This window comes from Mesorhizobium sp. M0761, from assembly GCF_040320205.1.
Classification (GTDB): Bacteria; Pseudomonadota; Alphaproteobacteria; order Rhizobiales; family Rhizobiaceae; genus Mesorhizobium.
The window spans coordinates 179,581-205,557 of sequence record NZ_JAMYPF010000006.1 but is presented as its reverse complement, the minus strand read 5'-3'; the positions used below and the strand labels follow the sequence as shown (position 1 = coordinate 205,557).

The following is a 25,977-nucleotide window of genomic DNA, read 5'->3' as shown; positions in this document are numbered from 1 at the left end:
CGCATGAAAGGAGGCATCTCCGTGCTTCAATCGACGCCAAAAACTCAGCGGACCTCTGTGAACACGTCCATTGACTCTCAGTTGATCAAGGACGCCAAAGCGTTGGGCATCAACATCTCCCGCGCTGCCGAAGCAGGGATCGCGAAAGCGATTGCGGCGGAGAAAACGCGTCGATGGCAAGAAGAAAACAGGGAAGCCATCGAAAGCTCCAACGAATATGTCCGAAAGAACGGACTGCCATTGGCTAAACACCGGCCGTTCTGATGGCGCGTTACGATTTCTATCGGAGTACCGAGAGCGACGGTTATCTTCTCGACGTGCAGTCAGATATGCTTGAAGGGCTGAGCACGAGGGTGGTCGTTCCTTTGATGCCGCCCGAGATTGCCCCGCTTCCTGGCCGCCGCCTGAACCCGACCTTCGCTATAAACGGCAAAGATCTTGTGATGGTCACACAGTTTGTGTCGGCCTTCAGCGCGTCCGAATTGCGGATGCCAGAGGGAAACCTTTCTAGACATCACGACGACATCGTCGCCGCGCTCGACATGCTGTTCCAGGGCTTCTGAGCGAAGGCAGCCGCTACTGCCGCCCGTCAACCTGCCGTCTTGGCCTGCCAGGCCTTCAGCGCCTCGTCGAACACCTTCTCGCCCGGAATGCCCTTTTCCATGGTCAGCAGCGCCCGGCGTCCGGTCTTGTAGACCACCGGCACGTCGATCCAGTCCTGGCCTCGAAGCAAGGTCATATTGGCGTCCTCGTCGGCCTTGGTGTCGTTGAGCGCCACCAGAAAGAAGCCGTCGGCGATCTTGGCCGGAATGCCGATCAGCGGGCTGCCGGCATCCTGTTCCGAACTCTTCATGGCGACGCGCAGGATGTTGTCGACGCCACCGCCGTCAAAGCCCTCGGGCGTCAGGAAGATCATCTCGATGATGTGGCTGGCCGGCAGCGTCTGGTCGGTATTGCGGCGGATGGTCATGCGCAGCTGGATGTCCTTGCCGGGAATGGTCGCCTCGGCGCGGATCGCCGGCTCGGGCGGCAGGTCGCCGCCGGGCGATTCCTGCACCAGCGACCAGACGATGCTGCCGGGTTCGGCCGAACCTTGCGCGGTCGAGGTGCGTTCCTCGTAGAAGATCGCCTTCTGGCCGACCGCAACGGTCGGCGCGGGAGCGGCGGCCGCCGGCGCAGCGGGCGGCGTGCCGGCCGCGGGCGGCGTGGCGGCGGCATCAGCCGGTGCTGCCCCGTTGGCCGGCGGAGCGACGCCATCGGCGCGCGGCGTTGCCGGTGGCGTGGCGGAAGCGTCGGGCGCCGGCGTGGCGGGCGCGCCCGTGGCTGCGGCGTCGCCGGCCGGCGGGGTCGCAGGCGCTGGAGCCGCAGGTGGCGCTGGAGCCGGGGGTGGCGGTGTGGTCAGCGCGGCGTCGGACTCGCCCTCGCCGATGCCGCTTTGACCGGCCGCGGGACCGGGATCGGTCTCACCGCCTTCGGGCGACAGGCGCTGGGTGAACTTCGTTCCCTCGCCGGCAGGAGCCGGTGCGGGTGCATCGGCCGCGGGCTTGGCCGGCGCCGGCTTTACCAGCGGTTCGGTCGAGACCGTCTTGGTGTCGCCGCCGAGGCCCAGCATCGAGCCAAAGGCATCCTTGTTCAGCCAGATGCCATAGCCACCGCCGGCCACCACCAAAAGCGCGACGACAGCCGCGATCAACCCGCCATAGCTGCGCCTGCGCTCGGCGGGGCGCAGGCGTTGGAACGTGTCCGCCGCCGGCTGCTCGTCATTGGCAAAGACATCGGCGCTATCGTCGTCGGCGTCCATCTCCGCGGCTTGCTTGTCGATGGTTTCTGCACGCGCCACAGGCGGAGGCGGTGTCGGAGCGGGCCTCTGCCAGCTCGGCTCTGTCCTGGTGGTCGGCGCCGGCTGCACGGGTTTCGCCGGCTGCCAGGCCGGCGCAGGCGTGGCGGAAGGCTTTACATGACTGGACTGGTTCTTGTTGCGGTCTATGGAGGAGAAGATGTGCTCCAGCTCCGCCAGCGGATCGGATGCCGGCAGTGCCCTGGCATAGTCGCGCTCGACGCTCGAGATGGCATCTTCCAGGGATCGCTTCTGCGTGCTTATGGCTTCGGCGGCCAGCGGCGGCGAATACTCCGCAAGCTTCTTCGCCAGCATGGTACGAACGCTTTCATAGATCCGCGTACGCTTTTCGGGCGTTTCGTCGCCGTGCTTGTCGAGCGCCTTTTTCAGAATAGCAACGAAATCTGCCATGCTTCAGTCGACCTGTATTTGTTTCCGCGCCGGCCCCCGCAAATCGGCCGCGATGCCCGGAAAGGCTTCAGAAAACTAGTCTTGAAACGGATCGGTCACAAGTATCGTGTCGTCCCGTTCCGGGCTGGTGGAAAGGAGCGCGACGGGTGCCCCGATCAGCTCCTCGATGTAACGGACATATTTGACGGCCTGCGCCGGAAGGTCGTTCCAGCTGCGCGCGCCGGCTGTGGTGCCTTTCCAGCCTTCGAGCGTCTCGTAGACCGGTTCGACACGCGCCTGCGCGCCCTGGCTGGCCGGCAGATAGTCGATCGTTTCGCCGTCGAGACGGTAGCCGGTGCAGACCTTGATCTCATCCAGCCCGTCGAGCACGTCGAGTTTGGTCAGGGCGATGCCCTTGATACCGTTGACGGCGACGGCCTGGCGCACCAGCACGGCGTCGAACCAGCCGCAACGGCGTTTGCGCCCGGTGACGACGCCGAATTCGTGGCCACGCGTACCGAGAAATTCGCCGATCTCGTTCTTCTGCTCGGTCGGGAACGGGCCTTCGCCGACACGCGTCGTATAGGCCTTGGTGATGCCCAGGACATAGCCGATGGCGCCGGGGCCCACCCCCGAGCCGGCGGCTGCCTGGCCGGCAACGGTGTTGGACGAGGTGACGAACGGATAGGTGCCGTGGTCGATGTCGAGCAGCGTGCCTTGCGCGCCCTCGAACAGGATGCGTTCGCCGGCGCGGCGCTTGTCGTCGAGGATTTTCCAGACGCGGTCCATATAGGGCAGGATCTCATCGGCGACCGAGGTCAGCTCGGTCATGATCGCCTCATGCGTGACTTCGCCATGGCCAAGCCCGCGACGCAGCGCATTGTGATGCGTCAGCAGCCTGTCGACCTTGAGAGGCAGCGTTTCCAAATCCGCCAGATCCATCACCCGAACCGCGCGCCGGCCCACCTTGTCTTCATAGGCTGGGCCGATGCCACGACGCGTCGTGCCAATTTTCGTCCCGGAATTGGAGGCGGCGTCCTCGCGGAATCCGTCCAGCTCCCGGTGCAGCGACAGGATAAGCGCCGTGTTTTCGGCTATTTTCAGGCGGTCCGGCGTGACCTCGACGCCTTGCGCCTTGAGTTTTGCCACTTCCGCGACAAAGGCGTGCGGGTCGAAGACGACGCCATTGCCGATGATCGACAGCTTGCCTTGCCGCACCACGCCCGACGGCAGCAGCGACAGTTTGTAGACCTTGCCGTCGACGACCAGCGTATGGCCGGCATTGTGGCCGCCCTGGAAGCGCACGACCACGTCGGCGCGCTCCGACAACCAGTCGACGATCTTGCCCTTGCCTTCGTCGCCCCATTGCGAGCCGACGACCACCACATTGGCCATGTTTCTTTTCCCTTGAGATGCCGCCCTGGCGGCCTGGATATGGTTCGAAACGACAGGCCTCTATAACGTCAAGACCTCGCAAGCGCGACCTTTCTTTGCCGCCGAAAATGCCCTGAGGCACAACAATTTTCGGCTTTGACATCATTTACTTGCGTCGGCGGGGGCAATAGGCCGGCAAACACAACTCCCCAAGCGGCCGGAATCCCGCAATGCATCGACGCGCCTACCTGTTCCTGCTGCTGACCACCTTGTTGTGGGGCGGCAATTCCGTCGCCGGCAAGCTGGCGGTCGATCACGTCTCGCCGATGACGCTGGTCTTCCTGCGCTGGGTGCTGGCCGTCGCGATCCTGCTGCCGATCGGCTGGCGCACGATCAGGGAGGACTGGCCGGTGGTGCGCAAACACTGGTTCGTCCTGGCTGCACTTGGCGCCAGCGGCTTCACTCTGTTCAACACCATTTTTTACACCGCGCTCAACTACACGACGGCGATCAATGTCTCGATCGAACAGGCGGCGATGCCGGTCTTGATCATCATTGCCAATTTCTTCTTCTTCCGCCTGCGCGTGAGCTGGGCTCAGATTGCGGGCGTGGTGCTGACCATCTTCGGCGTCATCTTGACTGCCTGCCACGGCGATCCGCGCCGGCTGCTCACATTGGAACTCAATTTCGGCGACGCCATCATGCTGGTCGCGGTCGTCCTCTACAGCGGTTATTCGGTCGGGCTGCGGCTGAAGCCGGTGATGCGCTGGCAGAGCCTGATGTTGTCCCTGGCGATCGCTGCCCTCATCACCTCGCTGCCGTTCTTCCTGTGGGAGGTCGCCGCCGAAAAGGTTATCGTCCCCGATATCAGCGGCTGGGTGGTCATCGTCTATACCGCGATCGGCGCTTCGGTCATTTCGCAGATCACTTACATCAGGGGCAACGAACTGATCGGCGCCAACCGTGCCGGGCTGTTCATCAATCTGGTGCCGATCTTCGGCACGCTGCTGTCAGTGCTGATCGTCGGCGAGACATTCCAGCTCTACCAGGCGCTGGCGCTCGCCCTGGTGCTGGGCGGCATTTCGCTCGCCGAATACAGCGGGCGCAAGATGTCGTCACCGAACCGCTGCGGATAACATTTGGCCGCTGCCGCGCTGCGCCGCCGTCGGGATAACTGCTGCCGCGCGCCGACCTGGAACATTTTACCTCTGGCGGAGTTTGCTGGGGAGGGAGGCAACAAGATGAGCCACAACCCTCGCAGCACGGCAAGCATTGCCGGTCACCCCATTCATCCAATGCTGATTCCGTTTCCGATCGCCTTCTTTGTCGGCACCTTCGTTTGCGATCTGATTTTCTGGCAAACAGCCGATCCAGGGTGGGTCACCGGATCGCTTTGGCTTCTCGGCGCCGGCCTGATCATGGGCGCCTTGGCCGCTCTTACCGGCCTGACGGATGTTCTCGGCGATGTTCGGATCCGCAATCTCACGACGGCATGGCTCCATGCCGGCGGCAACGTGCTCGTTGTGCTGATCGAGCTTTATAACTGGTACTCGCGTTATGTCGCTGGAGCGGCGGCCGTGATCCCGACCGGCTTTATCTTGTCGCTGATCGTGGTTCTGGTCCTGCTGTTTACAGGCTGGAAGGGCTGGGAATTGGTCTATCGGCATCGCGTGGGCGTCTCCGACGGCTCAGACGAATTGACCTGAACCGGCCTCTGCGACGGCCGCCCCAATGATGGGGGGAGGACCGCCGCATCCGCCACGCCGTCAACTACATTGCGTTGACGTCGAACTGCAGCCGCTTGGCCGAGTCGATGGACTTGTGCGCCTTGACCTGTTCCAGCACTTTCTCCGGGAACGGCGCGTCGAGATAGAGCAGCGCGATCGCATCGCCGCCCGGCCGGTTGCGGCCGAGCTGGAAGTTGGCGATGTTGACGCCGTTCTCGCCGCACACCGTGCCGAGCAGGCCGATAATGCCGGGCGCATCGGCATTGGTTGTGTAGAGCATGTGCTGGCCGACCTCGGCGTCGAGATTGATGCCCTTGATCTGGATGAAGCGCGGCTTGCCGTCGGAGAAGCAGGTGCCGGCGATCGAGCGCGTCATGTGCTCGGTCTTCACCGTCAGCTTGATGTAGCCGTCGAACACGCCCGACTTGTCGCGCTTGACCTCGGCGACGATGATGCCGCGCTCCTTCACCATGATCGGCGCCGACACCATATTGACGTCGGCGACCTGCGGCCGGATCAGTCCGGCAAGCGCGGCACTGATCAGGGCACGCGTGTTCATCGTCGCGGTCGAGCCATCGAACAGGATCTCGACCTCGTTGATCGGGTCCTCGGTGACCTGGCCGACAAAGGCGCCGAGCACTTCGGCGAGCTTGACGAACGGCTTTAGCCGCGGTGCTTCCTCGGCCGTGATCGAGGGCATGTTGATGGCATTCGAAACCGCGCCCTTGATCAGATAGTCGGCCATCTGCTCGGCCACCTGGAGCGCGACATTTTCCTGCGCTTCCGCTGTCGAGGCGCCCAGATGCGGCGTTGCCACTACATTCTCCATGCCGAACAGCGCGTTGTTCTCCGCCGGTTCGACCTCAAACACATCGACGCCGGCCCCCGCCACCTTGCCGCTCTTCAGCGCCGCGACCAGGTCGGCTTCGACGATGAGCCCGCCACGCGCGCAATTGATGATGCGCACGCCGTTCTTCATCTTGGCGATCGCCGCCGCGTCGATGATGTTGCGCGTCTTGTCGGTCAGCGGCGTGTGCAGCGTGATGAAATCGGCGCGGGCGAACAGCTCGTCCAGCTCGACCTTGTCGACGCCGAGTTCCTCGGCGCGCTTGTCCGACAGGAACGGGTCGAAGGCAACGACATGCATCTTCAGGCCGACGCCCCGCGTGGCGACGATCGAGCCGATATTGCCGCAGCCGATAACGCCCAGCGTCTTGCCGGTGATCTCGACGCCCATGAAGCGGTTCTTTTCCCATTTGCCGGCATGGGTCGAGGCATTGGCCTCCGGGATCTGCCGTGCGAGTGCAAAGATCATCGCCACCGCATGTTCGGCCGTGGTGATCGAATTGCCGAAAGGCGTGTTCATCACGATGATGCCCTTGCGGCTCGCCGCGGGGATGTCGACATTGTCGACACCGATGCCGGCGCGGCCGACGACCTTGAGTCTTGTCGCGGCGTTGATCAGTTTTTCCGTGACCTTGGTCGCCGAGCGGATGGCAAGGCCATCATACTGGCCGATGACTTCGAGCAGCTTTTCCTTGTCCTTGCCGAGATCAGGCAAATAGTCGACCTCGATACCGCGGTCCTTGAATATCTGGACGGCGGTGGTGGAGAGTTTGTCAGAGACGAGAACGCGGGGCGCCATGGCGGCCTCCTTGAACTGGATTGTCGGGAAAGGGCGGCCCGCAGGCCACCACGAAATCTCAGGCTGCGGCCTTCAGCGAAGCCTTCTGCGTGGCGAAGGCCCAGTCGAGCCAAGGCAGCAGCGCCTCGAGATCGGATGTCTCGACGGTGGCACCGCACCAGATGCGCAGGCCGGAAGGTGCATCGCGATAGGAGCCGATGTCGTACGCGACGCCTTCCTTGTCGAGCACAGAGACGATCGCCTTGGCGAAAGCCGCCTGCCCGTCGGCGTCGAGCGCCGCGACATCGGCGTCGGTGAAGGACAGACATACGGACGTGTTGGACCGTGTCGCCGCATCGACCGCGAGATGGCCGAGCCAGGACGATTTGTCGACAAAGCCATCGAGCACGGCGGCATTGGCATCGGCTCTGGCAATCAACGCATCGAGACCGCCGATCGACTTCGCCCAATGAAGCGCATCGAGATAGTCCTCGACGCACAGCATCGACGGCGTGTTGATGGTCTCGCCCTTGAAGATGCCTTCGATCAGCTTGCCGCCCGAGGTCAGGCGGAAGATTTTCGGCAGCGGCCACGCCGGCTTGTAGGTTTCCAGTCGCTCGACGGCGCGAGGCGACAGGATCAGCATGCCGTGTGCGCCCTCGCCGCCCAGCACTTTCTGCCAGGAGAAGGTGACGACATCGAGCTTCTGGAAATCGAGCTTTTGCGCGAATGCCGCTGAGGTGGCATCGCAGATGGTCAGGCCCTTGCGATCCGCCGGGATGAAATCGCCATTCGGCACGCGCACGCCTGAGGTCGTGCCGTTCCAGGTGAAGACCGCATCGCGGTCGAAATCGATCTTGGTGAGATCCGGCAGCTCGCCATAGCCTGTCTCGATCTTTCTGATATCGACTAGCTTCAGCTGCTTGACCACATCGGTCACCCAGCCGGAGCCAAAGCTTTCCCATGCCACCATGTCGACACCGCGTTCACCGAGCAGCGACCACAGCGCCATCTCGACAGCACCCGTGTCCGACGCCGGCACGATGCCGATGCGGTAATCGGCCGGAACCTGGAGAATCTCGCGCGTCAGCTCGATCGCCTGTTCGAGCTTGGTCTTGCCGATCTTGGCGCGGTGGGAACGGCCGAGCGCAGCATTCTTCAGTGCCTCGACCGACCAGCCGGGGCGTTTTGCGCAGGGACCTGAGGAGAAATTGGGGTTTGCCGGACGGAGTCCGGGCTTCGTATGCGTCGTCATCGTGGTCTATCCTTCCAGATAGTGGCCCCTCGTTGGGGAGGGGTGGCCCACGGACGGCGATATGCGTTCAGCCCTCAGGCGTCAAGAGGAAAGTTTTTGTCGCTGGCGGGATACCGGCGATACGGGATCAGCATGTCGTGGGCTAAAACGCAAACAGCGGATCGAAGAGATCCGCCGTTGGGCTTCCGAACAGCAAGCTTCCTACCAGAGGTCGTAGCGCAGGCCGAGCTTGACCTGATGATTGCTGATGCCCTTGCGGATCGGATAGGAGGTCAGGCTCTCGGCCGTGACATATTCGGCATCCGGCGCGGAGAAGTACTGGTAGCCGAGATCTACAGAAACATTCTTGGTCACCTGATAGGCCAGGCCCGCATCCAGCGTGTAGGCGAGGGAATACTGGGTCTTGTTGTCGTTCCGGACGAAATCATCCGTAGGGTCGACATTGTCGGTGAAGTAACTCGCCGACAGCTTGTATTTGCTCCGGACCAGCCCAATGCCGGCGCCGAGGTAGGGCGTGATCCCGACATAAGTGCCGAGATCGACATAGCCATTGACCATGCCCGACAGGGAATAATTCTGCAGCGATGCCGACGCGATGGTCGCACCACCCGGCGGCGGCGTCGCCGAATCGTCAAAGCCGACGCCGATCTTGTTGCCGGGCAGATAGCCAAGATTGACGTCGCCGCGCAGATAGTCGTTGAAGTGGTAGCCGAAGCCGATGCTGGCAAAGGCCGGATCCTGCTTCTCGCTGAAGCTCGCGGGGGCGAAGGTGAAATCCTGATCCTCGTAGCTCTTCTGCGCCAGATAAGAGACGTCGCCGTGCAGATACCAGCCCGAGCCGACCTCGACCGGTTGATAGTCCGGCGCCTGATCGACATAGATCGGCGGATCGTAGTCCGCGGCCTGCGCCGGCGTCAGCGGCACAAGGACGAGTGCGGCGAGCGCCGGCGCTGTCAGCGATTTGAAATTCATGGGTCCCCGGCTCCTGAAATTGGCGCCCGTCATTTTGATCGCAAGCGCCGTTTCACCGAGCATTGTTAACCATAGTGGTTAAGTCAGGGTTAAGGATAACGCGGCGTACCGAATTGATTTCAATTGGGTTTCTTCGGCACACGCGGCCGGTTGAAAACGCGCAAGCATCGGCAAACGAAAACCGCCCGGCAAGACCGGGCGGTTCGCGAATTCCTGGATTTCGAAGCGACTACTTGGTGTAGATCGGCTCCGGCTCTGGAACGTAGGGCTCCGGCGATGTGCAACCATTATTGCCGCCGAACTGATAGCGCAGACCGCCTCGTACCTCATGTGTGTTGATGCCATGGTCGAAGCCGGGCCCGGAACTGCTCACGTCGAAGTCGAACATGCGGCCCCCCTCAATGTGAGAGTAGCGATAGCCGGCATCCAGGATCACCCTGTCGGTAAGGCAATAGGACGCGCCGGCCATGAGCGCGTAGGCAAAGCGCCAATTCTTCGACCCGGGGTTGGTCTCGGTTGTGTTCGGGTCGTGGACGGTATCCCATTTGACGTGCGCGCCGCCGATGCCAGCGCCAACATAAGGCGTGATGCCGTGCCAGGTGCCGATATCGTAATAGGCGTTGGCCAAGAGCAGCAATGCGCTCATTTTCGACACTTCGACCGAGGTCGTAACGCCATCGTTGGTTGATCCGTTGAAGTCCGAAGCGAACCAATAGTCGGCTGTCAGGTCGGTACGGAAATGATCGTTGATCTTGTAGCCAATGCCGGCGCCGAGTGAGAAGCCGCCCTTAAGCTCGCCGGAATCGAAAACATTGCTGCCGGGAGGCGGCCCGTAGGTGATATAGTCGATGCCGCGCAAATCCGATTTATGATAGTCGATGTCGCCGCGGATGTACCAGCCGCCGAAATCGGCCGGCTGCTCGTAGGCGATCGGCGCCGGCGCCTCTTCGACCACCGGCGGCTCCGCCAGATCGGCGGCGAATACTGGCCCGGCCACACCTGCGAACAGCGCGGCAAGGAGGGCCTTTTTTGCTGTATTGAACATGTTTGTCACCCCTGAGAACCGTCGGGAAAGTCCAACTTGCCCGAATGTGATTGACCTCAGTTGTGGATAATGAATTGGAAAAGTTAAAAGGCGTTTAACCCTGTCGATTAACCACGAATTCTCGACATTTTAGCAAACAGTCTCCGCCGGCATAACGCTTGGGACCAACCCTGGCCGAAACAAAAAGCCCGCCTGCAGGCGGGCTTGAAGTCTTGAGCCGGCAGTTCGCCCCTGCCGTTGGACGCAGCGCAATCAGGCGGCGCTGCGCGTTTCCGAAATAATGTCGACGATGTCGTTGACCACGGCCTCGACCAGCTGTGGGTCGTCGCCCTCGGCCATGACGCGGATCAGCGGCTCGGTGCCGGAGGGCCGTATGACCAGGCGGCCGGCCTTGCCGAGACGGTTGCGCGCGTCTTCGATCACCGCCTTGACCGTGGCTTCCTCAAGCGGCTTGCCGCCGGCGATGCGGACATTCTTCAACAGCTGCGGCACCGGCTCGAATTTCTTCGACAATTCGCTGACCGGCCGGTTCTGCCGCTTGATGCAGGCCAGCACCTGCAGAGCCGAGACCAGCCCGTCGCCAGTGGTCGAGAAATCGGACAGCACAATGTGGCCCGACTGCTCGCCGCCGACATTCAACCCGTGCGCGCGCATATGTTCCACGACATAGCGGTCGCCGACCTTGGTGCGATGCAGCTGCAGCTTCATGTCGCCAAGGAAGCGTTCGAGGCCGAGATTGGACATCACCGTCGAGACGACGCCGCCGCCGGCCAGTCGCCCGCTCTGGTGCCAGGACTCGGCGATCAGCGCCATGATCTGGTCACCGTCGACGATGGTGCCGTTCTCGTCGACGATGACGACACGGTCGGCATCGCCGTCGAGTGCGATGCCGATATCGGCGCGCACTTCATGCACCTTCTTCTGCAGGCCGGCCGGATGGGTCGAGCCGCATTCCTTGTTGATGTTAAAACCGTTCGGATCGACATTGATGGCAATGACCTCGGCGCCCAGTTCCCAAAGTGCTGCTGGCGCCACCTTGTAGGCCGCGCCGTTGGCGCAATCGACGACGATCCTGAGACCCGACAGCGACATTGAGCGCGGCAGCGTGCGCTTGGCGAATTCGATGTAGCGGTCATGCACGCCGTCGACGCGCTTGGCGCGGCCAAGTCCGTCGGAATCGGCGAGCGCCAGTTCGATATCCTTGTCGAGCATGCTCTCGATGCGCTCCTCGATCTCGTCGGAGAGCTTGTACCCGTCGGGACCGAACAGCTTGATGCCGTTGTCGTAATAGGGATTGTGCGAGGCCGAGATCATGACGCCGATATCGGCACGCAGCGAGCGTACCAGCATGGCGACCGCCGGTGTCGGGATCGGGCCGAGCAGGAACACATCCATGCCGGCCGCGCACAGGCCGGACACCATGGCGTTTTCGATCATGTAGCCGGACAGCCTGGTGTCCTTGCCGAGCACGACGCGGTGGCGATGGCTGCCGCGCTGGAACGACAGGCCGGCGGCCATGCCGACCCGCATCGCGATCTCAGCCGTCATCGGAAACTTGTTGGCGCGCCCGCGAATGCCGTCGGTGCCAAAATAACGTCCTGCCATGCTTGCCAGAATCCCCGTCGGTTTTCAGCCGGCTCGTAATGCCACAATTGGTCCGAGCCCGACTATCACATTGTGTGATTGTATATTACCAATTCTTAGAAAATCATTGTAGCAGGCTGTTCGGAGCGTTGGCAGCGTATCATGACACGGTGTTGCCGCAATATAGCATTCACACTGGGCCACACTGCGCAGATTGGGCCGGTAAGCCGGACTGTTGGAGCGGCAGATCGCAAGGGTCCATCACCTTATCGGGAGAACGCCGTTTAGCATCTGGCGCAGCCTAGCGTTGAGAGCTATTGATTGACACAGGTACAACCTATGGGCGCAGCAACGGGAGAACGCCATGCTCATCCACCGACTTGCAACTTTGACGGGTCTTGCCGTCGCAACCTTGTTCATGGCGGCGCCCGCCAGCGCGCTGACCATGGCCCAGTGTAGTACCAAGTATAATGCCGCCAAGGACGCCGGCACGCTGAACGGGCAGACCTGGAATCAGTATCGGAAGGCCGAGTGCGGCACCGACGCGGCGGCCACCACCGAGACCGCAAAGCCGGCGGCCAAGAAGGCCGCTGCGGCCAAGACGGACACGACCAAGGCCGCCGCCGCTGCTGATGACGGCGCCAAGGGTCTGACGGCCAAGGAATGCAGCGCTAAATACCAGGCTGCCAAGGCCGCCGGTACGCTCAATGGCGCAAAGTGGAACGACTTCCGCAAGACCGAATGCGCCGCCGGCGCATCCGCCGCGGCAGAACCCGCCAAGGCCACGACCAAGGCCGCAGCCACAACCGACGATGGCGCTAAGGGCCTGACGGCCAAGGAATGCAGCACCAAGTACCAGGCGGCAAAGGCCGCCGGTACGCTCAATGGCGCAAAGTGGAACGACTTCCGCAAGACCGAATGCGCCGCCGGGGCCTCGGCCGCGGCAGCACCCGCCAAGGCAACCACCAAGGCAGCTGCCGACAGCAGCGGCAAGGGCCTGAGCATGGCCGATTGCAGCGCCAAGTACCAGGCTGCCAAGTCTGCCAATACTCTGGGCGGCAAGAAGTGGAACGACTTCCGCAAGGCCGAATGCGGCGCAGGCGCAGATGACGACGACACCGTGCCCGCTCCGAGCGAGGCGACCTATACCAGCGAGCCCGAGAAGCCCTCGGTCACCGCTCCCAAGGGTGTGAAGTTCCCGGCCGCGATCTCGAAGAAATACGCCGGCGAGACGCCGGCCAAGGGCCGCATGCACACCTGCCTCGAGCTCTACTACGCCAATAAGGATGCCAACACGCTGAATGGCCTGCGCTGGATCCAGAAGGGCGGCGGCTTCTACAGCCTCTGCAATGCCAAGCTGAAGAGCTGATCGCGTAGCCATATTCTCCAGACAGAGGCCCGCGCATCGCAGCATGCGCGGGCCTTTTTATTGCGCTCGAACACACCCGGCGTTGATCGACGTCTACATATCGCGGAAGCTGTCGGCATCATCTATTCGCCCACACTGCCCACCCCAGACATATCGGTGGTTCGCAAAGATTCCAATTGAACATATGCAGAACAAATGGTATACAAAAGGACATCGAACTTTTGTCAACCAGGAGAGTCTTATGTCCAGATTGAAATTGGCGGCATTGGCTGTGACGGCATGGATTGCGTGGAGCGTCGCCCCTGCAAGCGCACTGACAATGAAGGAATGCGGCGAGGCTTATCGCACAGCCAAGGAAGGCGGCACTCTGAACGGCATGGATTGGACCGCTTTCCGCACCGAGAAGTGTGCGACGTCAGCTGCGGAGAGTGCCAGTACGGATGCGGTCAAAACCCAGCCGCAGCCGAAGAAGGAAACCAGCGCGGCGGTCGCCCCCGTTGTAGCGCCGACGGGCGTGACATTCCCGACCACCCTCGCCGCCGAATTCAAGACCGAGAAGCCCTCGAAGGCGCGTATGAAGACCTGCCTGCAGGGCTACCACGGCAACAAGGACGCGGGTACGTTGAACGGCCTTCGCTGGATCCAGAAGGGCGGCGGCTATTACAGCCTCTGCAACGCCAAGCTGAAGAGCTAATCGACCAGCAGCGTTTGAAGATCGAAGGCCCCCAACCGCAAGGTTGGCGGCCTTCTCTTGAGTCTTGCGCCGTCAAGCGCCTTGTTTCGAAAGCTGGAGCAGTGCGACCAGGCTTGTAAGATCGGCATTGGCCTGGCCGGCAGCCACCCCGCGCTTCAACAGGCTTTGCATCGGCAGGACGAGTTCGGTGCTGACATCAGCCGACCTGCTGGCATCGATGAGATTGACGTAGGCATCAGCCTGCATGCCCAGGTTGGAAACGACATTGCTGGTGTGATCGCCATTGTCGATCTGTTCGGCCCACTTCGGCAGCAGGCCTTGCATCGACTGAAGCCAGGAGGCCAGCAGCGGCATGAACTCGCCGGCCGGGATTCCTGCTGCGCCCGTCAATGCCAACGCCTGCAGAACGCCCGCGAACATGCCGTACATGCCGGTCAGAAGCGAGATATCATAGAGCGGCGCGAGGCCAGCATCCTCACCGAGGAATTTGCTGGTGCCGAGCGCTCCGAGCTGCCCCGAACAGGCATCGAACGCCTGGCGCGAACCGCTGTAGAGAATCAAGGCGTGCGGCCCGCCGATCATCGGCGGCACCGCCATGACACCGCCGTCGATATAGCTGGCGCCCTGGCTCACCGCCCAGCCCGACATCGCCCGCGCCTGCTCGGGCGTGCCGTTGGTGAGATTGACCAATGTGCGGCCCGACAGCGCCGCTCGGCTTGGGTCGAGCACCTCACCAACGGTGTCATAGACAAGCAGGCACGCCACGATCAGTGGACTCGATCTAACGGCTTCCTCGACACTCTTGGCCACAATGGCGCCCTTGGCTGCCAAAGCCTCAGCCTTTGCCGGAGAACGGTTCCACACCGTCACCGCATGTCCCTGGTTCAGAAAGGCTTCGGCAAGCGCAGTGCCCATGGCGCCGAGACCGATTACTGTTATGTCGCTCATTCTGCTTCTCCTTGGTTTGTTGCGCGGTTACGCCGGTGTCGGGCTCAGGTCCTGGCCAAGGCCACCGTCCACGGTCAGCCGCGCGCCCGTGGTGAAGGTCGCGTCGAACGCCAGGAACAGCACTGCGCGCGCCACCTCCTCCATCGTGCCGTGGCGCTTCATCGGTGTGACCGCGTCGCCGATCGCCATGAAGGCGGCCCGCTCCTCGGCCGAGGCGTCGGCCACACCCATCGTCGGCGTATCGATGAAACCAGGGCTGACCACATTCACGCGGATGCGGCGCGGCAGAAGCTCGGCCGCCAGGACCTTGGCGAAGGCGCGCAGTGCCGCCTTCGATCCGGAATAGACGCTCATGCCGCCGGTGCCGGATTCGTCGGCGATCGACGAGGTGAAGACTATGGCGCCACCATCCCTGATGAGGGGCAGCAGGCGCTGCGCGGTGAAGAAAGCGCCTTTGGTGTTGATGTCGAAGGTGCGATCGTAACTGTCCTCGGTGACCCGCTCCACGGGTTCGAGATTGGCCACCCCGGCATTGACGTGAAGGAAGTCGATGTGGCCAAGCTTCTGCCCCACTTCGGCACCGAGCGTGACGATATCGGCCATGTCTGAGATATCGGACCGCACGACATGAGCTCGCGAAAGCAGCTTGGCTCGCGCGGCCTCGATGTTGCGCTGGTCGCGGCCGGTGGCCAGGACCTCGGCGCCGCTTTCGATCAGGGCTTCGGCAACGGCGAGCCCCATGCCGTGCGTCCCGCCGATGACAACGGCCTTCTTGTTTGCGTATCGTGTCATGATCCATCCCTTTTTGACAAAATCCGGCCGCCGACGGCCTTTGCAGGTCGAAGCGAGGTACCGATATGATGTTGTGGTGTTCGCCGATGCCGGCGAGCTGGTTTGAAGCTATGGACCGGCTTGGTTTTTCTCAAGTACCGACAAAAATGTAAGCTACCCACCGATTGCTCAGAATTGGATGAAACATGGGAAAGAAACAGCCAGATAGTTGCGGATTGGGGCCGGCGCTGGAGGTCATCAGCGGCAAATGGAAGGCGCTACTGCTCTGGCAGATTCACAAGGCGCCGGCACGATTCGGTGAGCTGAAGCGGCTGGTGCCTGACATCAGCGAAAAGATGCTGATCCAACAGCTGCGCGAAATGGAGGCCGACGGCATCGTCCATCGCGAAATCTTTCCCGAGGTGCCGCCGAGGGTCGAATACTCGATTACCGAATTCGGCATCGAGCTGGACAATGCCCTGATCCCGCTGGCCAGATGGGGCAAGCAACATGCTGGCCGGACTGACGGTGTGCGCCCCGGCAAAGCAAATGCATCCGTCCCGCATGCTCTTTGAGAGACCCTGAATAGCAAAACGCCGCGGATTGAGCCGCGGCGTTTTCTTGCATCAAGTGATGTCAGCTCAGCTCGACGGCTGAGGCTCCATGCCGCCTTCGGGCTCGGGACCCTTCTTGCGGCGGCCGGACTTCGGCACAGCCGAGCCGCGGCTTGTGGGGGTGTCATCCCCCAAATCTCGCGCGGGCTTCTGCCCGGCGATCAGCTGCTTGATCTCTTCGCCCGAAAGCGTCTCGTATTCGAGCAGGCCCTGCGCCAGAGCGATCCATTCCTTCTTCTTCTTGGTCAGAATGGACTTGGCCGTGACATAGGCCTCGTCGATCAGCCTGCGCACTTCGGCGTCGATGATCTGCGCGGTCTCTTCCGAGACGTTCTGCGTGCGCGCCACCGAATGGCCGAGGAAAACCTCTTCCTGGTTGTCGCCATAGGCGACATGGCCGAGCTTGTCGGAGAAGCCCCAGCGCGTGACCATGGCGCGCGCCAGTTTGGTCGCCTGCTCGATGTCCGAGGAGGCGCCCGAGGTGATGTTCTCCTTGCCGAACTTGAACTCCTCGGCGACGCGGCCACCCATCATGATGGCGAGCCGTGAGATCATGTATTTGTAGCTCATCGAATAGCGGTCGCCTTCCGGCAGTTGCATGACCATGCCGAGCGCGCGGCCGCGCGGGATGATGGTCGCCTTGTGCAGCGGATCGGCCGACGGCACGTTGAGCGCCAGGATGGCATGGCCGGCCTCGTGATAGGCCGTGAGCTCCTTTTCGGCCTGGGTCATGGCCGACGAGCGGCGCTCGGCGCCCATCATGATCTTGTCCTTGGCGTCCTCGAACTCGGCCATGGTGACAAGGCGCTTGTTGCGGCGCGCCGCCATCAGAGCGGATTCATTGACCAGGTTCATCAGGTCGGCGCCCGAGAAGCCCGGCGTGCCGCGTGCGATCACCTTGAGGTCGACATTCGGCGCCAGCGGCACGTTGCGCACATGCACCTTGAGGATCTTCTCACGACCGACGATGTCGGGGTTCGGCACCACCACCTGGCGGTCGAAACGGCCCGGACGCAGCAGCGCCGGGTCGAGCACGTCGGGCCGGTTGGTGGCGGCGATCAGGATGATGCTCTCGTTGGACTCGAAGCCGTCCATCTCGACCAGCAGCTGGTTCAGCGTCTGTTCGCGCTCATCATTGCCACCGCCGAGGCCGGCGCCGCGATGGCGGCCGACAGCGTCGATTTCGTCGATGAAGATGATGCAGGGAGCATTCTTCTTGGCCTGGTCGAACATGTCGCGCACACGGCTTGCGCCGACGCCGACGAACATCTCGACGAAGTCCGAACCAGAGATGGTGAAGAACGGCACATTGGCTTCGCCGGCGACGGAGCGGGCGAGCAGCGTCTTGCCGGTGCCGGGAGGTCCGACCAGAAGCACGCCGCGCGGGATCTTGCCGCCGAGGCGCTGGAACTTCTGCGGATCGCGCAGGAACTCGACGATCTCTTCCAGATCTTCCTTGGCCTCGTCGACGCCGGCGACATCCTGGAAGGTGACGCGGCCATGCGCCTCAGTGAGAAGCTTGGCCTTCGACTTGCCGAAACCCATGGCGCGGCCGGAGCCGGACTGCATCTGGCGCATGAAGAATATCCACACGCCCAGGATCAGGATCATCGGCAGGTAGGAGATCAGATAGCTGAACAGCGAGTTGGAACCGTCCGACTCAGGCCGCGCATTGATGGTGACGTTCTTGTCCTGCAGCCGCGAGACCAGCTGCGGATCGCCAGGCGAATAGGTCTGGAAGCCATTGGCGTTGTCGGCGTAGGTGCCCGTGATGCGGGCGCCGGCGATGACCACCGTCTTGACCCGGCCGGCCGCGACCTCTTGCAGGAACTGCGAATAGGGAACGTCGGTCGAGGCCCCGCGAGTCTGCGGCGTCTGGAACAGATTGAAGAGAGCAATGAGCAGGACCGCTATGATCGCCCAGAGCGCGAGATTGCGATAATTCGGATTCATCAATTGTCCCGTTGGTGCCCGCTGGGACACGCGTCATGAGAGGAAACTTGCGCCTAACATAGGGAGAGCGCCCCCCCTTGCCAAGCATAACAGCACGTCTGGGTTAAGCTTTCGCGCCATGATCAACCGGCACTGTGGCGGCCAAAGGGCAAGCCGGGACAGGCGGTGCGCCGATCAACTCGGCCACGGCCTGCGCCAACACCAGATCGAAGCACGGCAGGAAACGGGCAAAGGGCGCAACGACCGGGCTGACGGCGATTGCCGGCGCCGCCGCTACATCCCCTGCAAAACCACGGCATTCGCCGCCGCGCCACAGCGCCGGTTCCGCAGCCAGGGCGGCGCGCACAAGGCTTGGCGGCGCGCCATCCCCGGCAATCGGCGTTTTGGCGGCGGCAGCGGCGCCAAGCGGCGCGATCAACCATGCACCCGGACTGTCGTCCAATGTGATCGCCCCGGCTTCGATGTGTGGCGTGATCCGCCGGCGACCGTCCCAAAGCAGAGCGCCAGCTACCGGCGCGGAACGCGGCAGGTCGCGCGATTCACGGCGCAGGAAGATGCCGTTTCGCCTGATATCGACGACCGCCCGCGACAATGTGGCGCAAAGCCGACCGGCCCGCATTTGCTCGAACAGCGCTTCGCTGCGCGCCTGGTCCGGCAACAAGGCGGTGCCGCCCGTCGCCGCCAGCAGGACACGCAGCGCATAGACCGCGGCTCGCGTGTCGTCAGCTTCGGCAAGACCGGGATCGAGACGGATGAGACCCCTCGCCGGCCGGCTGGCAAATTCACCGATCAGGGCGGCGGCGCGGCGACCGAGTTGTTCGCGCTCGCCGGCGGCCCGCCTGGCCAGGCCGATCGCTTCGGCAAAACGCTGCCCGCTCCGGTCTTCGCCGAGCACGGCCCGGATGCGCGGGCGTTCGAAATTCGTGTCGATGTTGGTCGGATCCTCCGCCCAGCCGACATGTTCGCGCTGCAGGAAGGCGCGCAACGCCGCGCGCCGAGCGCCGAGCAGCGGCCGCGCGATCCAGATCCGCCAGTCATAGAGGGTGGCAGGCGCCATGCCGGCGAGACCTCGGCCTGCAAGCTCTCGCCCGTCATTCCGCGCGGCTCGCATCAGGACGGTCTCGGCCTGGTCGTCGGCGGTGTGGCCGGTCACGATCACACCAATGCCTTGCGCCTGCGCTGCCTCGGCCAGCAACCGGTAGCGCGCCTCGCGCGCCGCCGCGGGCAGGCCGGCCGACGGCTTGGCGCCGGACCAGTTGAGCGTCCGGTGCGCGATGCCGCGCTCGGCACAAAGCTTTGCCACGCTGCGCGCTTCGGCTGCTGCTTCCGGACGCAGGCCGTGGTCGATCGTCACCGCCAGCAGCCGGGCTGTCGGGGCGCTGCGGTCGAGGTGAGCCTTGAGGAGAAGAAGGAGGGCGGTCGAGTCGCTGCCGCCGGACACGGCCGCAAGCGCGCCGTTGGTAAAGTCGATCTGCGAAAAATTCGAAAGGTCAGGCTCGGTATCGAGCATCAATGCATGTCGCGCAAAAGTGGTCCCGGTTCTGGGACAACACGGCAAAGACTAGCACGCCGCCAGCGCCCTCTCCTGCTTGACGCGTTCCTTGAGCGCGGCCGAAATATCGGGATAGCGCTTGCCTATCTCGCCGAAGGTGGCGCAGGCGACATCCTTCTGCTTGAGGCCGACCAGCGACACGCCAAGCTTCAGGAGCATGTCAGGCGCCTTCTTGGCCTTCGGATAGTCCTTGCTGGCGGAGAGGAAAACCTCGGCAGCGTCATGATACTTCTGCTGGCCAAGCAGCGATTCGCCAAGCCAGTAATGCGCGTCCGCCGCCTTGGCGTCCTTCGGGAAGCGGGCGATGTGGTCGCGAAAACCCTGCTCGGCGGTGCTGTAGTCGCCCGACAGGATGAACTGGTAGGAGTTGCGGTAGATCTCTTCCGGGTTGTTGGTGGCAGGCAGCGCCGCCACCACCGTGCCGTCCGACTTGCCGGTCTTAGCCCCGGCAGCCGGCGCCTCGGCGGCGGGAGCCGCACCTTCCGCCGGCGCCGCTGCCTGCCTGTTGCCGCCGGCGTCGATTACATTGCCGTTCTTGTCGACGGTAATGGTGCCGAAGGTCTTGGGCGGCGTGCCGTTGATCACCTTGCCGGGATCGCCGGTCTGCGATTCGACGATGACCTCGCCGACGCTCTGGCCGCCATCCGGCTGCGCGCCGGCATCGGCCGGCGCCTGGTCTGCCGGGGCCTCGGCGACGCCGGTGCCCGCGCCACCGTCCTGCGGCGCGGCCTCCGATTTCTTCTGGGCCGGCGGCTGCCCGCTGGAGCCGCCTTCCAACTGCTGGAAGCGGAACTCGTTGTCTTCCTGCTGCTTGCGCATCTGCTCCTGCATCTGCAGGATCTGGAAGTTGAGTTCCTCGAGCTTGCCGTTCATCTGCCGGAGCTGATCTTCCAGCCCCGCGGCGGCGGTGCCGTCCTGCTGCTGCGCGATCTGTTGCTGCTCCGGCTTCTCCTTCTTGCCGAAAATGCCGAGCGTCGGCAGATGGAAGGAAAAGCCGCTATCCGCGGGTTGTCCGGTGCCGCTCGCAGAAGCCGCGAAGCCTGATACGAGCAGCAGCGCAAGCGTGCCGCTCAAGACCGATCTGAAATGCATGTGCCTCTCGCCGTGAAAATCGTGAGCCTGTTCGCGCCTTCCGATCAAAGTGGGACCGGCACGACGCCCTCGGCTCTTAGCAGGAGGCGAGACTTCGGCCAAATTTTGTTTCCGGGTTTGTTTCCGGGGCCGAAAGTGAAAAAGGCGGCCACAAGGCCGCCTTTCGCATGGAGGTGTTGCAATTATGCGACTAAGGCGCCGCCGTCTTGCCTATCAGGAGCCGGCGCCGGAGAGCGTGGTGACCGCGCGGCGATTCTGCGACCAGCAGGAGATGTCGTCGCAGACCGCGACCGGACGTTCCTTGCCGTAGGAAATCGTCTTCAATCGGCTCGCCGAGACGCCCCTGGCGACCAGGAAGTCGCGAGTGGCAGCGGCGCGGCGGGCGCCGAGAGCCAGATTGTATTCACGTGTGCCACGTTCGTCGGCATGGCCTTCGACGACAATGGCGTACTGCTTGTACTGGTTGAGCCACTGCGCCTGGCGCGAGAGCGTCGTCTGCGCATCGGCGCGGATTGCGGTCGAGTCCGTGTCGAAGAAGATGCGGTCGCCAATGTTGACGGTGAAGTCCTGCGCCGAGCCCGGCGTTGCGGCACCCGCGCCATTGAGGCCGAGATCGGCAGCGTTGTTCGGGGTTTTCTTCGAGGCGCAACCGGTGATGGCGAGCATCGCGATCAGGGCGATCATCGCCGGGTTTCTGGTAAGTGCTGCGATACGGCCCATGCCGCCTCTCCTTCGTATTCGAGTGACTTCGTTGATCACCCAGTAACCACGTTTGGGTTAACCGGCATTCAAGAAACACGGTTAAAATTTGGTTTCAGCCGCCGTCCCGGCCAAAATGACCTGATGCCACAATGGTCGCGGACCGTAGGCGGAAATGCGGCCAAAACGCGACTTTGGCGTGAAAAATGGGAACTGACGAACTGGGGAATTGGGGAACTGGGGAAAAAAGGTCACCTCAGTGACCCTCTGAGATTCACCAACATTCCGTAGATCTGGCTGTAAGACAGCTGCCACTCGTCGAATTGCACCTGCTCGATGTATCCGAGATCGAATGCGTAAGAGATCCAGGTCTCGACTTCGCTGCATGACCCCAACGCTATCGAAATGAACCGTGCGAACTCAGGCTTGGAGTGGGTCTGCTTGGCAAATCCCTCAGCCAGATTGGCGCAAATGCCCTTGCTGGATCGGCGCAACTGGTCAGCGAGCGCGTATTGCTCGATCTTTGGAAAGGCAAGCGTGGCTTTGTGGATTTCAAGAGAAACCAGGTAGGCCCTTTTATAGACCTCCAAGTCCCTCGCGCGCCCGACGTACCGTCCCCGTTTCTCCATTTCCCCAGTTCTTCAATTCCGCAGTTCTCCAAATCCCCTTACTCCAGCAGCGGCGACCAGGCGGGATCCGACGCGAAATTCGCGGTCGGGATCGACTGTTCGTTGCGGCCGGTGAGATCGACGGAAACCAGTTTTGGGCCGCCGGCGGAGTCGCGGAAGAACATCAGCACGCGGCCGTTGGGCGCCCAGGTCGGTCCCTCCTGCTGGAAGCCCGAGGAGAGGATGCGCTCGCCCGAACCGTCGGTCTTCATGACGCCGATCTGGAATTCGCCGCCGGTCTGCTTGGTGAAGGCGACGAGGTCGCCGCGCGGCGACCACACCGGCGTCGAATAGACGCCGTCGCCGAACGAAATGCGGGTCTGGCCCGAGCCGTCGGCGCCCATCACATAAATCTGCGCACGGCCGCCACGATCGGAAGTGAATACCACCTTGCTGCCGTCGGGCGAATAAGAGGGCGAGGTGTCGATGGCGGTCGAGTTGGTCAGCCGGGTGGTCGAGCGGCTTCGCAGATCCATGGCGAAGATGTTGGAATTGCCGTCATCGCGCAGCAGGCTCATGATCACCTTCTGGCCGTCGGGCGAGAAGCGCGGCGCAAAGGTCATGCCGGGAAAGTTGCCGACCAGTTCGCGCTGTCCGGTCTCGATCTGCAGCAGATAGACCCGCGGCTGGCCGCTTTCGTACGACATGTAAGTGATTTCCTGCCGGTTCGGCGAGAAACGCGGTGTCAGCACGATCGAGCGGCCGTCCGAGAGATAGCGCACATTGGCGCCGTCCTGGTCCATGATGGCGAGCCGCTTCTTGCGCGCATTCTTGGCGCCGGATTCGTCGATGAAGACGACGCGGGTGTCGAAATAGCCCTTCTCGCCGGTGAGCCTCTCGTAGATCGCATCGGCGATGATGTGGGCGACGCGGCGCTGATTGGCATCATTGGCGAAGAACTGTTCGCCCGACATCTGTTGGCCGGCAAAAGTATCCCACAGTCTGTATTGGGCGCGGATGCGGCCGTCCGCCTCCTTTGCGACACTGCCGGTAACCAGCGCCTGCGCATTGATCACCTTCCAGTCGTCGAAGCGCGGCTGCGCATCCGGATTGGCGATCTTCTCGATGAAGGCGTTCTTGTCTATCGGTGCGAACAGGCCTGAGCGTTTCAGGTCGGCGCTGACGATATCGGAAATCTGGGCGCCAAGCTCACCTTGAAAATCGGTGATTGCGATCGGCAACGGTTCGACATTGCCCTTGTTGACGTTGATCTCGACGAGTGCTCGCGCCGGCAAGGTGGCAACGGCAGTCATGCCCAGCGCCATGGCTGCAATCGTCAGGAGCGGCTTGAGGATGGATTTCATGTCTTCTCGCTTCTCGTAACTGATTTTGTGGATACCAGGCCTAGAGCCCCAGCATCTCCCTGGGGTCGAAAGTGACTCGAACCTGGGCCCAGATATCATGCTTGCCGGCAGGAACTTGCAGGCCAGCCATGTTTGCCTTCTGGACGGCACGTACCGCACTCTCGTCGAATTGGCGGTTTCCGCTCGATTTTTCGACGGTCGGACGGCCTTCGAGCTTGCCGGAGGCATCGAGATTGAACACGATCACGGCGACGAAGTTTTCCGAGCCCTCAACCCCCACCGGAAGGGTCCAGCTATTGCCCAGCTGATCCGACAAAGTGCCCATTTCGGCCTGCGACAGTTTCTGGCCCTGGGTCTTGTCGGCGCCGAGGGACGCCTGCTGCGTCGAGCGCTTGGCGCCGCCGCCAGAAGGCTTCTGCTTGTCGAGCAGAGCAGTGATCTCACCTTCATTGAACTGCTTTTCCTCGGACTTCGGCTTCGACGAGGCTTCCTTGACCGGCTTGTCGGCGTCCTTGCGGTCCGGAGCCTTCGCGCTTTCAGCCTGCGCCGGCTGCGGCTTCGGCCGTGCTTCCGGAGCAGGAGCGGAAGTCGGAAGCTGCGCTTCTTCCAGAGGCTGCTGATCCGATATGGCTTCGGCGACCGCGTCGGGCTTCACGCGTGGCTTCGGCTCTATGGCGGCGGTCGTGTCCGGCTGCGGTGTTGGTGCAGGCTCCTTCACCGGGGTCGGCTTCGGTTCAGCCTGTTTCACCGGCTCGGGCTTGACCTCTTCCTTCGGCTGCGGCGTTGGTGCCACCTCCGTCGCCGGCGTCGGCTTCGGCACTTCCTTCGGTTTCGGCGCGTCCTCGGGTTTCGGCTTCTCGGTCGGCGTAGGAGCCGGAGCAGCCGTCGCTGTTTTCTCCACCGGCTTCGGCTTGGGCTCGTCCGTCACCGGCTTGTCGGTATCAACGCTGTTCTCGCCGATCTTCTGTGCATCTGGCACGATGTCGGGACGCTTGGTCGGCATCGGCGCCGGCTTTTCATGCATCACCGCCTTCTTGTCGCCCTGCAGCGTCTGCGCAATGGCTTCCATGGGAACGATGTCGACCGCTATCGACTCGACATCCGTGGACGGCAGCGCGGCCGGCGCCGACAGGGTGAACAGGCCGAAAGCCAGTGCCACCGTATGCAGTATCACCGATGTGGTGAGGCCGGTCTTCATCGTGCGTCTACTGATCCTGTTGCTGCAGTGAAATCAGGCCGATATTCTTGTAGCCGGCGGCCTGGATGAGGGCCATGACCTCCATCGCGGCGCCATAGTTGGTCGCCTTGTCGCCTCGGATGAAGATGCGCTCTTCGTAGCCGGTCTTGGAAATCGCCTGCAGTTTGGCGACCAGCTCTTCCCTTGGGATTTCGGTCTCCTGCAGGAAAATCTTGCCGGCCGCGTCGATCGAAACGGTGATCGGCTGGGTGTCGGCGTTCATAGCCTTGGCCTTAGTCTCCGGCAGGTCGACCGGCACGCCGACCGTCAACATAGGTGCGGCGACCATGAAGATGATCAAGAGCACCAGCATCACGTCGACCATCGGCGTGACGTTGATTTCCGACATCAATGCATGGTGGCGGCCGCGCCGCCTGTGTCCGCGTCCGCCGCGTCCTGCCATGCCAACCGACATACCCATCTTCTTACCTCAGCCCTTAGGCGCTACTTTTTCATCGATTTGGCGCGAGAGTATGGCGGAGAACTCGTCCGAGAACCCTTCCATCCGCACGGCGATCTTGTTCGCGTCGGATGACAGCTTGTTGTAGGCGATAACCGCCGGTATGGCGGCGAGAAGACCGATGGCCGTCGCCAGCAGCGCTTCGGCAATGCCGGGTGCGACAACCGCGAGACTGGTGTTCTTCGAACCGGCAATCGCCTGGAACGAGGTCATGATGCCAATGACGGTGCCGAACAGGCCGATGAAGGGTGCAGCCGAACCGGTGGTGGCGAGAAAGCCGAGACGGCCCTCCAGCTTCTCCATCTCGCGCGTCAACGCCAGGTCCATCGCCTTGTCGATGCGGGTCTGTAGGCCGAGCGGCGATTTGGCCCCCTTCTCGAAGCTCTTCTTCCATTCGCGCATGGCGGCGACGAAGATCGCACCCATGCCCGTGGTCTTGCGGTCGGCAAGCGTGCGATAGAGCTCTTCCAGCGACTGCCCCGACCAGAACACCTGTTCGAAGCGATTGAGCGACAGACGCATGCGGGCATAGCTGACCAGCTTGTCGACGATAATCGCCCAGGTCCAGACCGAGGCGCAGAGCAGACCTATCATGACCAGCTTGACCACCCAGCTGGCCTGTGTGAACAGCGCCCAAATCGACAATTGCGCTGCCGGATCGGCGAGTGCGGTAGTTTCCATGCTTCAGTCCTTAAGATTTTCCGGGCATCGCTGGCGGCTGGCCCATTGGCATCCCTTGTGGTCCGTTTGCGCTTGGCTTGCGGATTAACCCCAAAATGCACCGTTGGCGGCCTTTTCAGGGCAAATA

General features: G+C 62.6%; 25 protein-coding genes. 7 read left to right on the top strand and 18 right to left on the bottom strand.

Annotated elements, in window-relative coordinates; translation table 11 throughout:
- Positions 1 to 21: 21 nt before the first annotated feature.
- Together NKI32_RS12585 and NKI32_RS12580 are read left to right on the top strand one after the other, a co-directional pair.
- Positions 22 to 264 carry a type II toxin-antitoxin system CcdA family antitoxin gene (locus NKI32_RS12585; protein WP_023693600.1) on the top strand — a complete coding sequence of 81 codons (243 nt, stop codon included), beginning with the start codon at positions 22 to 24 and terminating at the stop codon, positions 262 to 264.
- Entirely contained in the window at positions 264 to 563 is a 300-nt protein-coding gene (locus tag NKI32_RS12580; RefSeq protein WP_023673676.1) for a CcdB family protein, read from the top strand. The genes NKI32_RS12585 and NKI32_RS12580 overlap by 1 nt, the downstream gene beginning before the upstream one ends.
- 26 nt (positions 564 to 589) lie before the next feature.
- Here the strand turns inward: NKI32_RS12580 and NKI32_RS12575 are convergent, their stop codons facing one another.
- The gene (locus tag NKI32_RS12575) at positions 590 to 2,248 is read right to left on the bottom strand and encodes a hypothetical protein (RefSeq protein ID WP_353002751.1); all 1,659 of its coding nucleotides are present in this window, start codon (positions 2,246 to 2,248) and stop codon (positions 590 to 592) included.
- 75 nt (positions 2,249 to 2,323) lie between these two features.
- Positions 2,324 to 3,622 carry an adenylosuccinate synthase gene (locus tag NKI32_RS12570; protein WP_023684197.1) on the bottom strand — a complete coding sequence of 433 codons (1,299 nt, stop codon included), beginning with the start codon at positions 3,620 to 3,622 and terminating at the stop codon, positions 2,324 to 2,326.
- Positions 3,623 to 3,831: 209 nt separating this feature from the next.
- Between NKI32_RS12570 and NKI32_RS12565 the strand changes: the two genes are divergently transcribed.
- Positions 3,832 to 4,737: a DMT family transporter gene (locus tag NKI32_RS12565; RefSeq protein WP_353002749.1), complete on the top strand. Its 906-nt coding sequence runs from the start codon at positions 3,832 to 3,834 to the stop codon at positions 4,735 to 4,737.
- 105 nt (positions 4,738 to 4,842) lie between these two features.
- Positions 4,843 to 5,307 carry a DUF2231 domain-containing protein gene (locus NKI32_RS12560; protein ID WP_023742249.1) on the top strand — a complete coding sequence of 155 codons (465 nt, stop codon included), beginning with the start codon at positions 4,843 to 4,845 and terminating at the stop codon, positions 5,305 to 5,307.
- 64 nt (positions 5,308 to 5,371) lie between these two features.
- On the opposite strand, the gene serA is transcribed toward NKI32_RS12560, so the two are convergent.
- From serA to glmM, 5 genes are all read right to left on the bottom strand, one after another.
- The gene (serA, locus tag NKI32_RS12555) at positions 5,372 to 6,973 is read right to left on the bottom strand and encodes a phosphoglycerate dehydrogenase (protein ID WP_023699182.1); all 1,602 of its coding nucleotides are present in this window, start codon (positions 6,971 to 6,973) and stop codon (positions 5,372 to 5,374) included.
- Positions 6,974 to 7,031: 58 nt separating this feature from the next.
- Positions 7,032 to 8,207, bottom strand: a complete 1,176-nt coding sequence (locus tag NKI32_RS12550) for a phosphoserine transaminase (RefSeq protein WP_352623693.1) — start codon at positions 8,205 to 8,207, stop codon at positions 7,032 to 7,034.
- A gap of 201 nt (positions 8,208 to 8,408) precedes the next feature.
- Positions 8,409 to 9,179 carry an outer membrane protein gene (locus NKI32_RS12545; RefSeq protein WP_353002747.1) on the bottom strand — a complete coding sequence of 257 codons (771 nt, stop codon included), beginning with the start codon at positions 9,177 to 9,179 and terminating at the stop codon, positions 8,409 to 8,411.
- Between the two features lie 229 nt (positions 9,180 to 9,408).
- Positions 9,409 to 10,224 carry an outer membrane protein gene (locus NKI32_RS12540; protein ID WP_023684191.1) on the bottom strand — a complete coding sequence of 272 codons (816 nt, stop codon included), beginning with the start codon at positions 10,222 to 10,224 and terminating at the stop codon, positions 9,409 to 9,411.
- Between the two features lie 252 nt (positions 10,225 to 10,476).
- A complete protein-coding gene (gene glmM, locus NKI32_RS12535) occupies positions 10,477 to 11,829 on the bottom strand; it encodes a phosphoglucosamine mutase (protein WP_023673591.1) in 1,353 nt (450 codons plus the stop codon).
- 343 nt (positions 11,830 to 12,172) lie between these two features.
- Here glmM and NKI32_RS12530 point away from each other — a divergent pair, with 343 nt between their 5' ends.
- Positions 12,173 to 13,177, top strand: a complete 1,005-nt coding sequence (locus NKI32_RS12530) for a hypothetical protein (RefSeq protein ID WP_023755560.1) — start codon at positions 12,173 to 12,175, stop codon at positions 13,175 to 13,177.
- 241 nt (positions 13,178 to 13,418) lie between these two features.
- A complete protein-coding gene (locus tag NKI32_RS12525; RefSeq protein WP_031194264.1) occupies positions 13,419 to 13,871 on the top strand; it encodes a hypothetical protein in 453 nt (150 codons plus the stop codon).
- Positions 13,872 to 13,943: 72 nt separating this feature from the next.
- Here NKI32_RS12525 and NKI32_RS12520 read toward each other — a convergent pair whose 3' ends face one another.
- Both NKI32_RS12520 and NKI32_RS12515 read right to left on the bottom strand, forming a co-directional pair.
- Positions 13,944 to 14,819, bottom strand: a complete 876-nt coding sequence (locus tag NKI32_RS12520) for an NAD(P)-dependent oxidoreductase (protein ID WP_352623696.1) — start codon at positions 14,817 to 14,819, stop codon at positions 13,944 to 13,946.
- Between the two features lie 27 nt (positions 14,820 to 14,846).
- The gene (locus NKI32_RS12515) at positions 14,847 to 15,611 is read right to left on the bottom strand and encodes an SDR family oxidoreductase (protein WP_353002746.1); all 765 of its coding nucleotides are present in this window, start codon (positions 15,609 to 15,611) and stop codon (positions 14,847 to 14,849) included.
- A gap of 215 nt (positions 15,612 to 15,826) precedes the next feature.
- On the opposite strand from NKI32_RS12515, the gene NKI32_RS12510 reads away from it, so the two are divergent.
- Positions 15,827 to 16,165: a winged helix-turn-helix transcriptional regulator gene (locus tag NKI32_RS12510; protein ID WP_023673597.1), complete on the top strand. Its 339-nt coding sequence runs from the start codon at positions 15,827 to 15,829 to the stop codon at positions 16,163 to 16,165.
- A gap of 66 nt (positions 16,166 to 16,231) precedes the next feature.
- Here the strand turns inward: NKI32_RS12510 and ftsH are convergent, their stop codons facing one another.
- From ftsH to tolQ, 9 genes are all read right to left on the bottom strand, one after another.
- On the bottom strand, positions 16,232 to 18,157 hold the full coding sequence (gene ftsH, locus NKI32_RS12505; RefSeq protein WP_023673598.1) for an ATP-dependent zinc metalloprotease FtsH: 1,926 nt from the start codon (positions 18,155 to 18,157) through the stop codon (positions 16,232 to 16,234).
- A 103-nt stretch (positions 18,158 to 18,260) separates the two neighbouring features.
- Positions 18,261 to 19,667: a tRNA lysidine(34) synthetase TilS gene (tilS, locus tag NKI32_RS12500; protein ID WP_353002744.1), complete on the bottom strand. Its 1,407-nt coding sequence runs from the start codon at positions 19,665 to 19,667 to the stop codon at positions 18,261 to 18,263.
- A gap of 51 nt (positions 19,668 to 19,718) precedes the next feature.
- A complete protein-coding gene (gene ybgF, locus NKI32_RS12495; protein ID WP_353002742.1) occupies positions 19,719 to 20,801 on the bottom strand; it encodes a tol-pal system protein YbgF in 1,083 nt (360 codons plus the stop codon).
- Positions 20,802 to 21,014: 213 nt separating this feature from the next.
- Positions 21,015 to 21,521, bottom strand: coding sequence for a peptidoglycan-associated lipoprotein Pal (gene pal, locus NKI32_RS12490; protein ID WP_023684182.1), 507 nt, complete (start codon positions 21,519 to 21,521; stop codon positions 21,015 to 21,017).
- Positions 21,522 to 21,751: 230 nt separating this feature from the next.
- Positions 21,752 to 22,090: a four helix bundle protein gene (locus NKI32_RS12485; RefSeq protein WP_353002741.1), complete on the bottom strand. Its 339-nt coding sequence runs from the start codon at positions 22,088 to 22,090 to the stop codon at positions 21,752 to 21,754.
- 77 nt (positions 22,091 to 22,167) lie between these two features.
- On the bottom strand, positions 22,168 to 23,472 hold the full coding sequence (gene tolB / locus NKI32_RS12480; protein WP_023737860.1) for a Tol-Pal system beta propeller repeat protein TolB: 1,305 nt from the start codon (positions 23,470 to 23,472) through the stop codon (positions 22,168 to 22,170).
- A 40-nt stretch (positions 23,473 to 23,512) separates the two neighbouring features.
- Complete coding sequence (gene tolA / locus NKI32_RS12475) at positions 23,513 to 24,670, bottom strand: cell envelope integrity protein TolA (protein WP_353002740.1); 1,158 nt, start codon at positions 24,668 to 24,670, stop codon at positions 23,513 to 23,515.
- A gap of 7 nt (positions 24,671 to 24,677) precedes the next feature.
- Positions 24,678 to 25,130, bottom strand: a complete 453-nt coding sequence (gene tolR / locus NKI32_RS12470) for a protein TolR (protein WP_023673843.1) — start codon at positions 25,128 to 25,130, stop codon at positions 24,678 to 24,680.
- 9 nt (positions 25,131 to 25,139) lie between these two features.
- A complete protein-coding gene (tolQ, locus tag NKI32_RS12465) occupies positions 25,140 to 25,850 on the bottom strand; it encodes a protein TolQ (RefSeq protein ID WP_023673844.1) in 711 nt (236 codons plus the stop codon).
- Positions 25,851 to 25,977 lie beyond the last annotated feature (127 nt).

Bases quoted from the DNA above. Each gene is read 5' to 3' on its own strand.
- pal (WP_023684182.1), bottom strand. From the start codon at position 21,521: ATGGGCCGTATCGCAGCACTTACCAGAAACCCGGCGATGATCGCCCTG.
- NKI32_RS12580 (WP_023673676.1), top strand. From the start codon at position 264: ATGGCGCGTTACGATTTCTATCGGAGTACCGAGAGCGACGGTTATCTT.
- NKI32_RS12550 (WP_352623693.1), bottom strand. From the start codon at position 8,207: ATGACGACGCATACGAAGCCCGGACTCCGTCCGGCAAACCCCAATTTC.
- tolR (WP_023673843.1), bottom strand. From the start codon at position 25,130: ATGGGTATGTCGGTTGGCATGGCAGGACGCGGCGGACGCGGACACAGG.
- ftsH (WP_023673598.1), bottom strand. From the start codon at position 18,157: ATGAATCCGAATTATCGCAATCTCGCGCTCTGGGCGATCATAGCGGTC.
- glmM (WP_023673591.1), bottom strand. From the start codon at position 11,829: ATGGCAGGACGTTATTTTGGCACCGACGGCATTCGCGGGCGCGCCAAC.
- tilS (WP_353002744.1), bottom strand. From the start codon at position 19,667: ATGCTCGATACCGAGCCTGACCTTTCGAATTTTTCGCAGATCGACTTT.
- ybgF (WP_353002742.1), bottom strand. From the start codon at position 20,801: ATGCATTTCAGATCGGTCTTGAGCGGCACGCTTGCGCTGCTGCTCGTA.
- NKI32_RS12515 (WP_353002746.1), bottom strand. From the start codon at position 15,611: ATGACACGATACGCAAACAAGAAGGCCGTTGTCATCGGCGGGACGCAC.
- NKI32_RS12520 (WP_352623696.1), bottom strand. From the start codon at position 14,819: ATGAGCGACATAACAGTAATCGGTCTCGGCGCCATGGGCACTGCGCTT.
- tolB (WP_023737860.1), bottom strand. From the start codon at position 23,472: ATGAAATCCATCCTCAAGCCGCTCCTGACGATTGCAGCCATGGCGCTG.
- tolQ (WP_023673844.1), bottom strand. From the start codon at position 25,850: ATGGAAACTACCGCACTCGCCGATCCGGCAGCGCAATTGTCGATTTGG.
- NKI32_RS12545 (WP_353002747.1), bottom strand. From the start codon at position 9,179: ATGAATTTCAAATCGCTGACAGCGCCGGCGCTCGCCGCACTCGTCCTT.
- NKI32_RS12560 (WP_023742249.1), top strand. From the start codon at position 4,843: ATGAGCCACAACCCTCGCAGCACGGCAAGCATTGCCGGTCACCCCATT.
- tolA (WP_353002740.1), bottom strand. From the start codon at position 24,670: ATGAAGACCGGCCTCACCACATCGGTGATACTGCATACGGTGGCACTG.
- NKI32_RS12565 (WP_353002749.1), top strand. From the start codon at position 3,832: ATGCATCGACGCGCCTACCTGTTCCTGCTGCTGACCACCTTGTTGTGG.
- NKI32_RS12575 (WP_353002751.1), bottom strand. From the start codon at position 2,248: ATGGCAGATTTCGTTGCTATTCTGAAAAAGGCGCTCGACAAGCACGGC.
- NKI32_RS12525 (WP_031194264.1), top strand. From the start codon at position 13,419: ATGTCCAGATTGAAATTGGCGGCATTGGCTGTGACGGCATGGATTGCG.
- NKI32_RS12540 (WP_023684191.1), bottom strand. From the start codon at position 10,224: ATGTTCAATACAGCAAAAAAGGCCCTCCTTGCCGCGCTGTTCGCAGGT.
- NKI32_RS12530 (WP_023755560.1), top strand. From the start codon at position 12,173: ATGCTCATCCACCGACTTGCAACTTTGACGGGTCTTGCCGTCGCAACC.
- NKI32_RS12570 (WP_023684197.1), bottom strand. From the start codon at position 3,622: ATGGCCAATGTGGTGGTCGTCGGCTCGCAATGGGGCGACGAAGGCAAG.
- serA (WP_023699182.1), bottom strand. From the start codon at position 6,973: ATGGCGCCCCGCGTTCTCGTCTCTGACAAACTCTCCACCACCGCCGTC.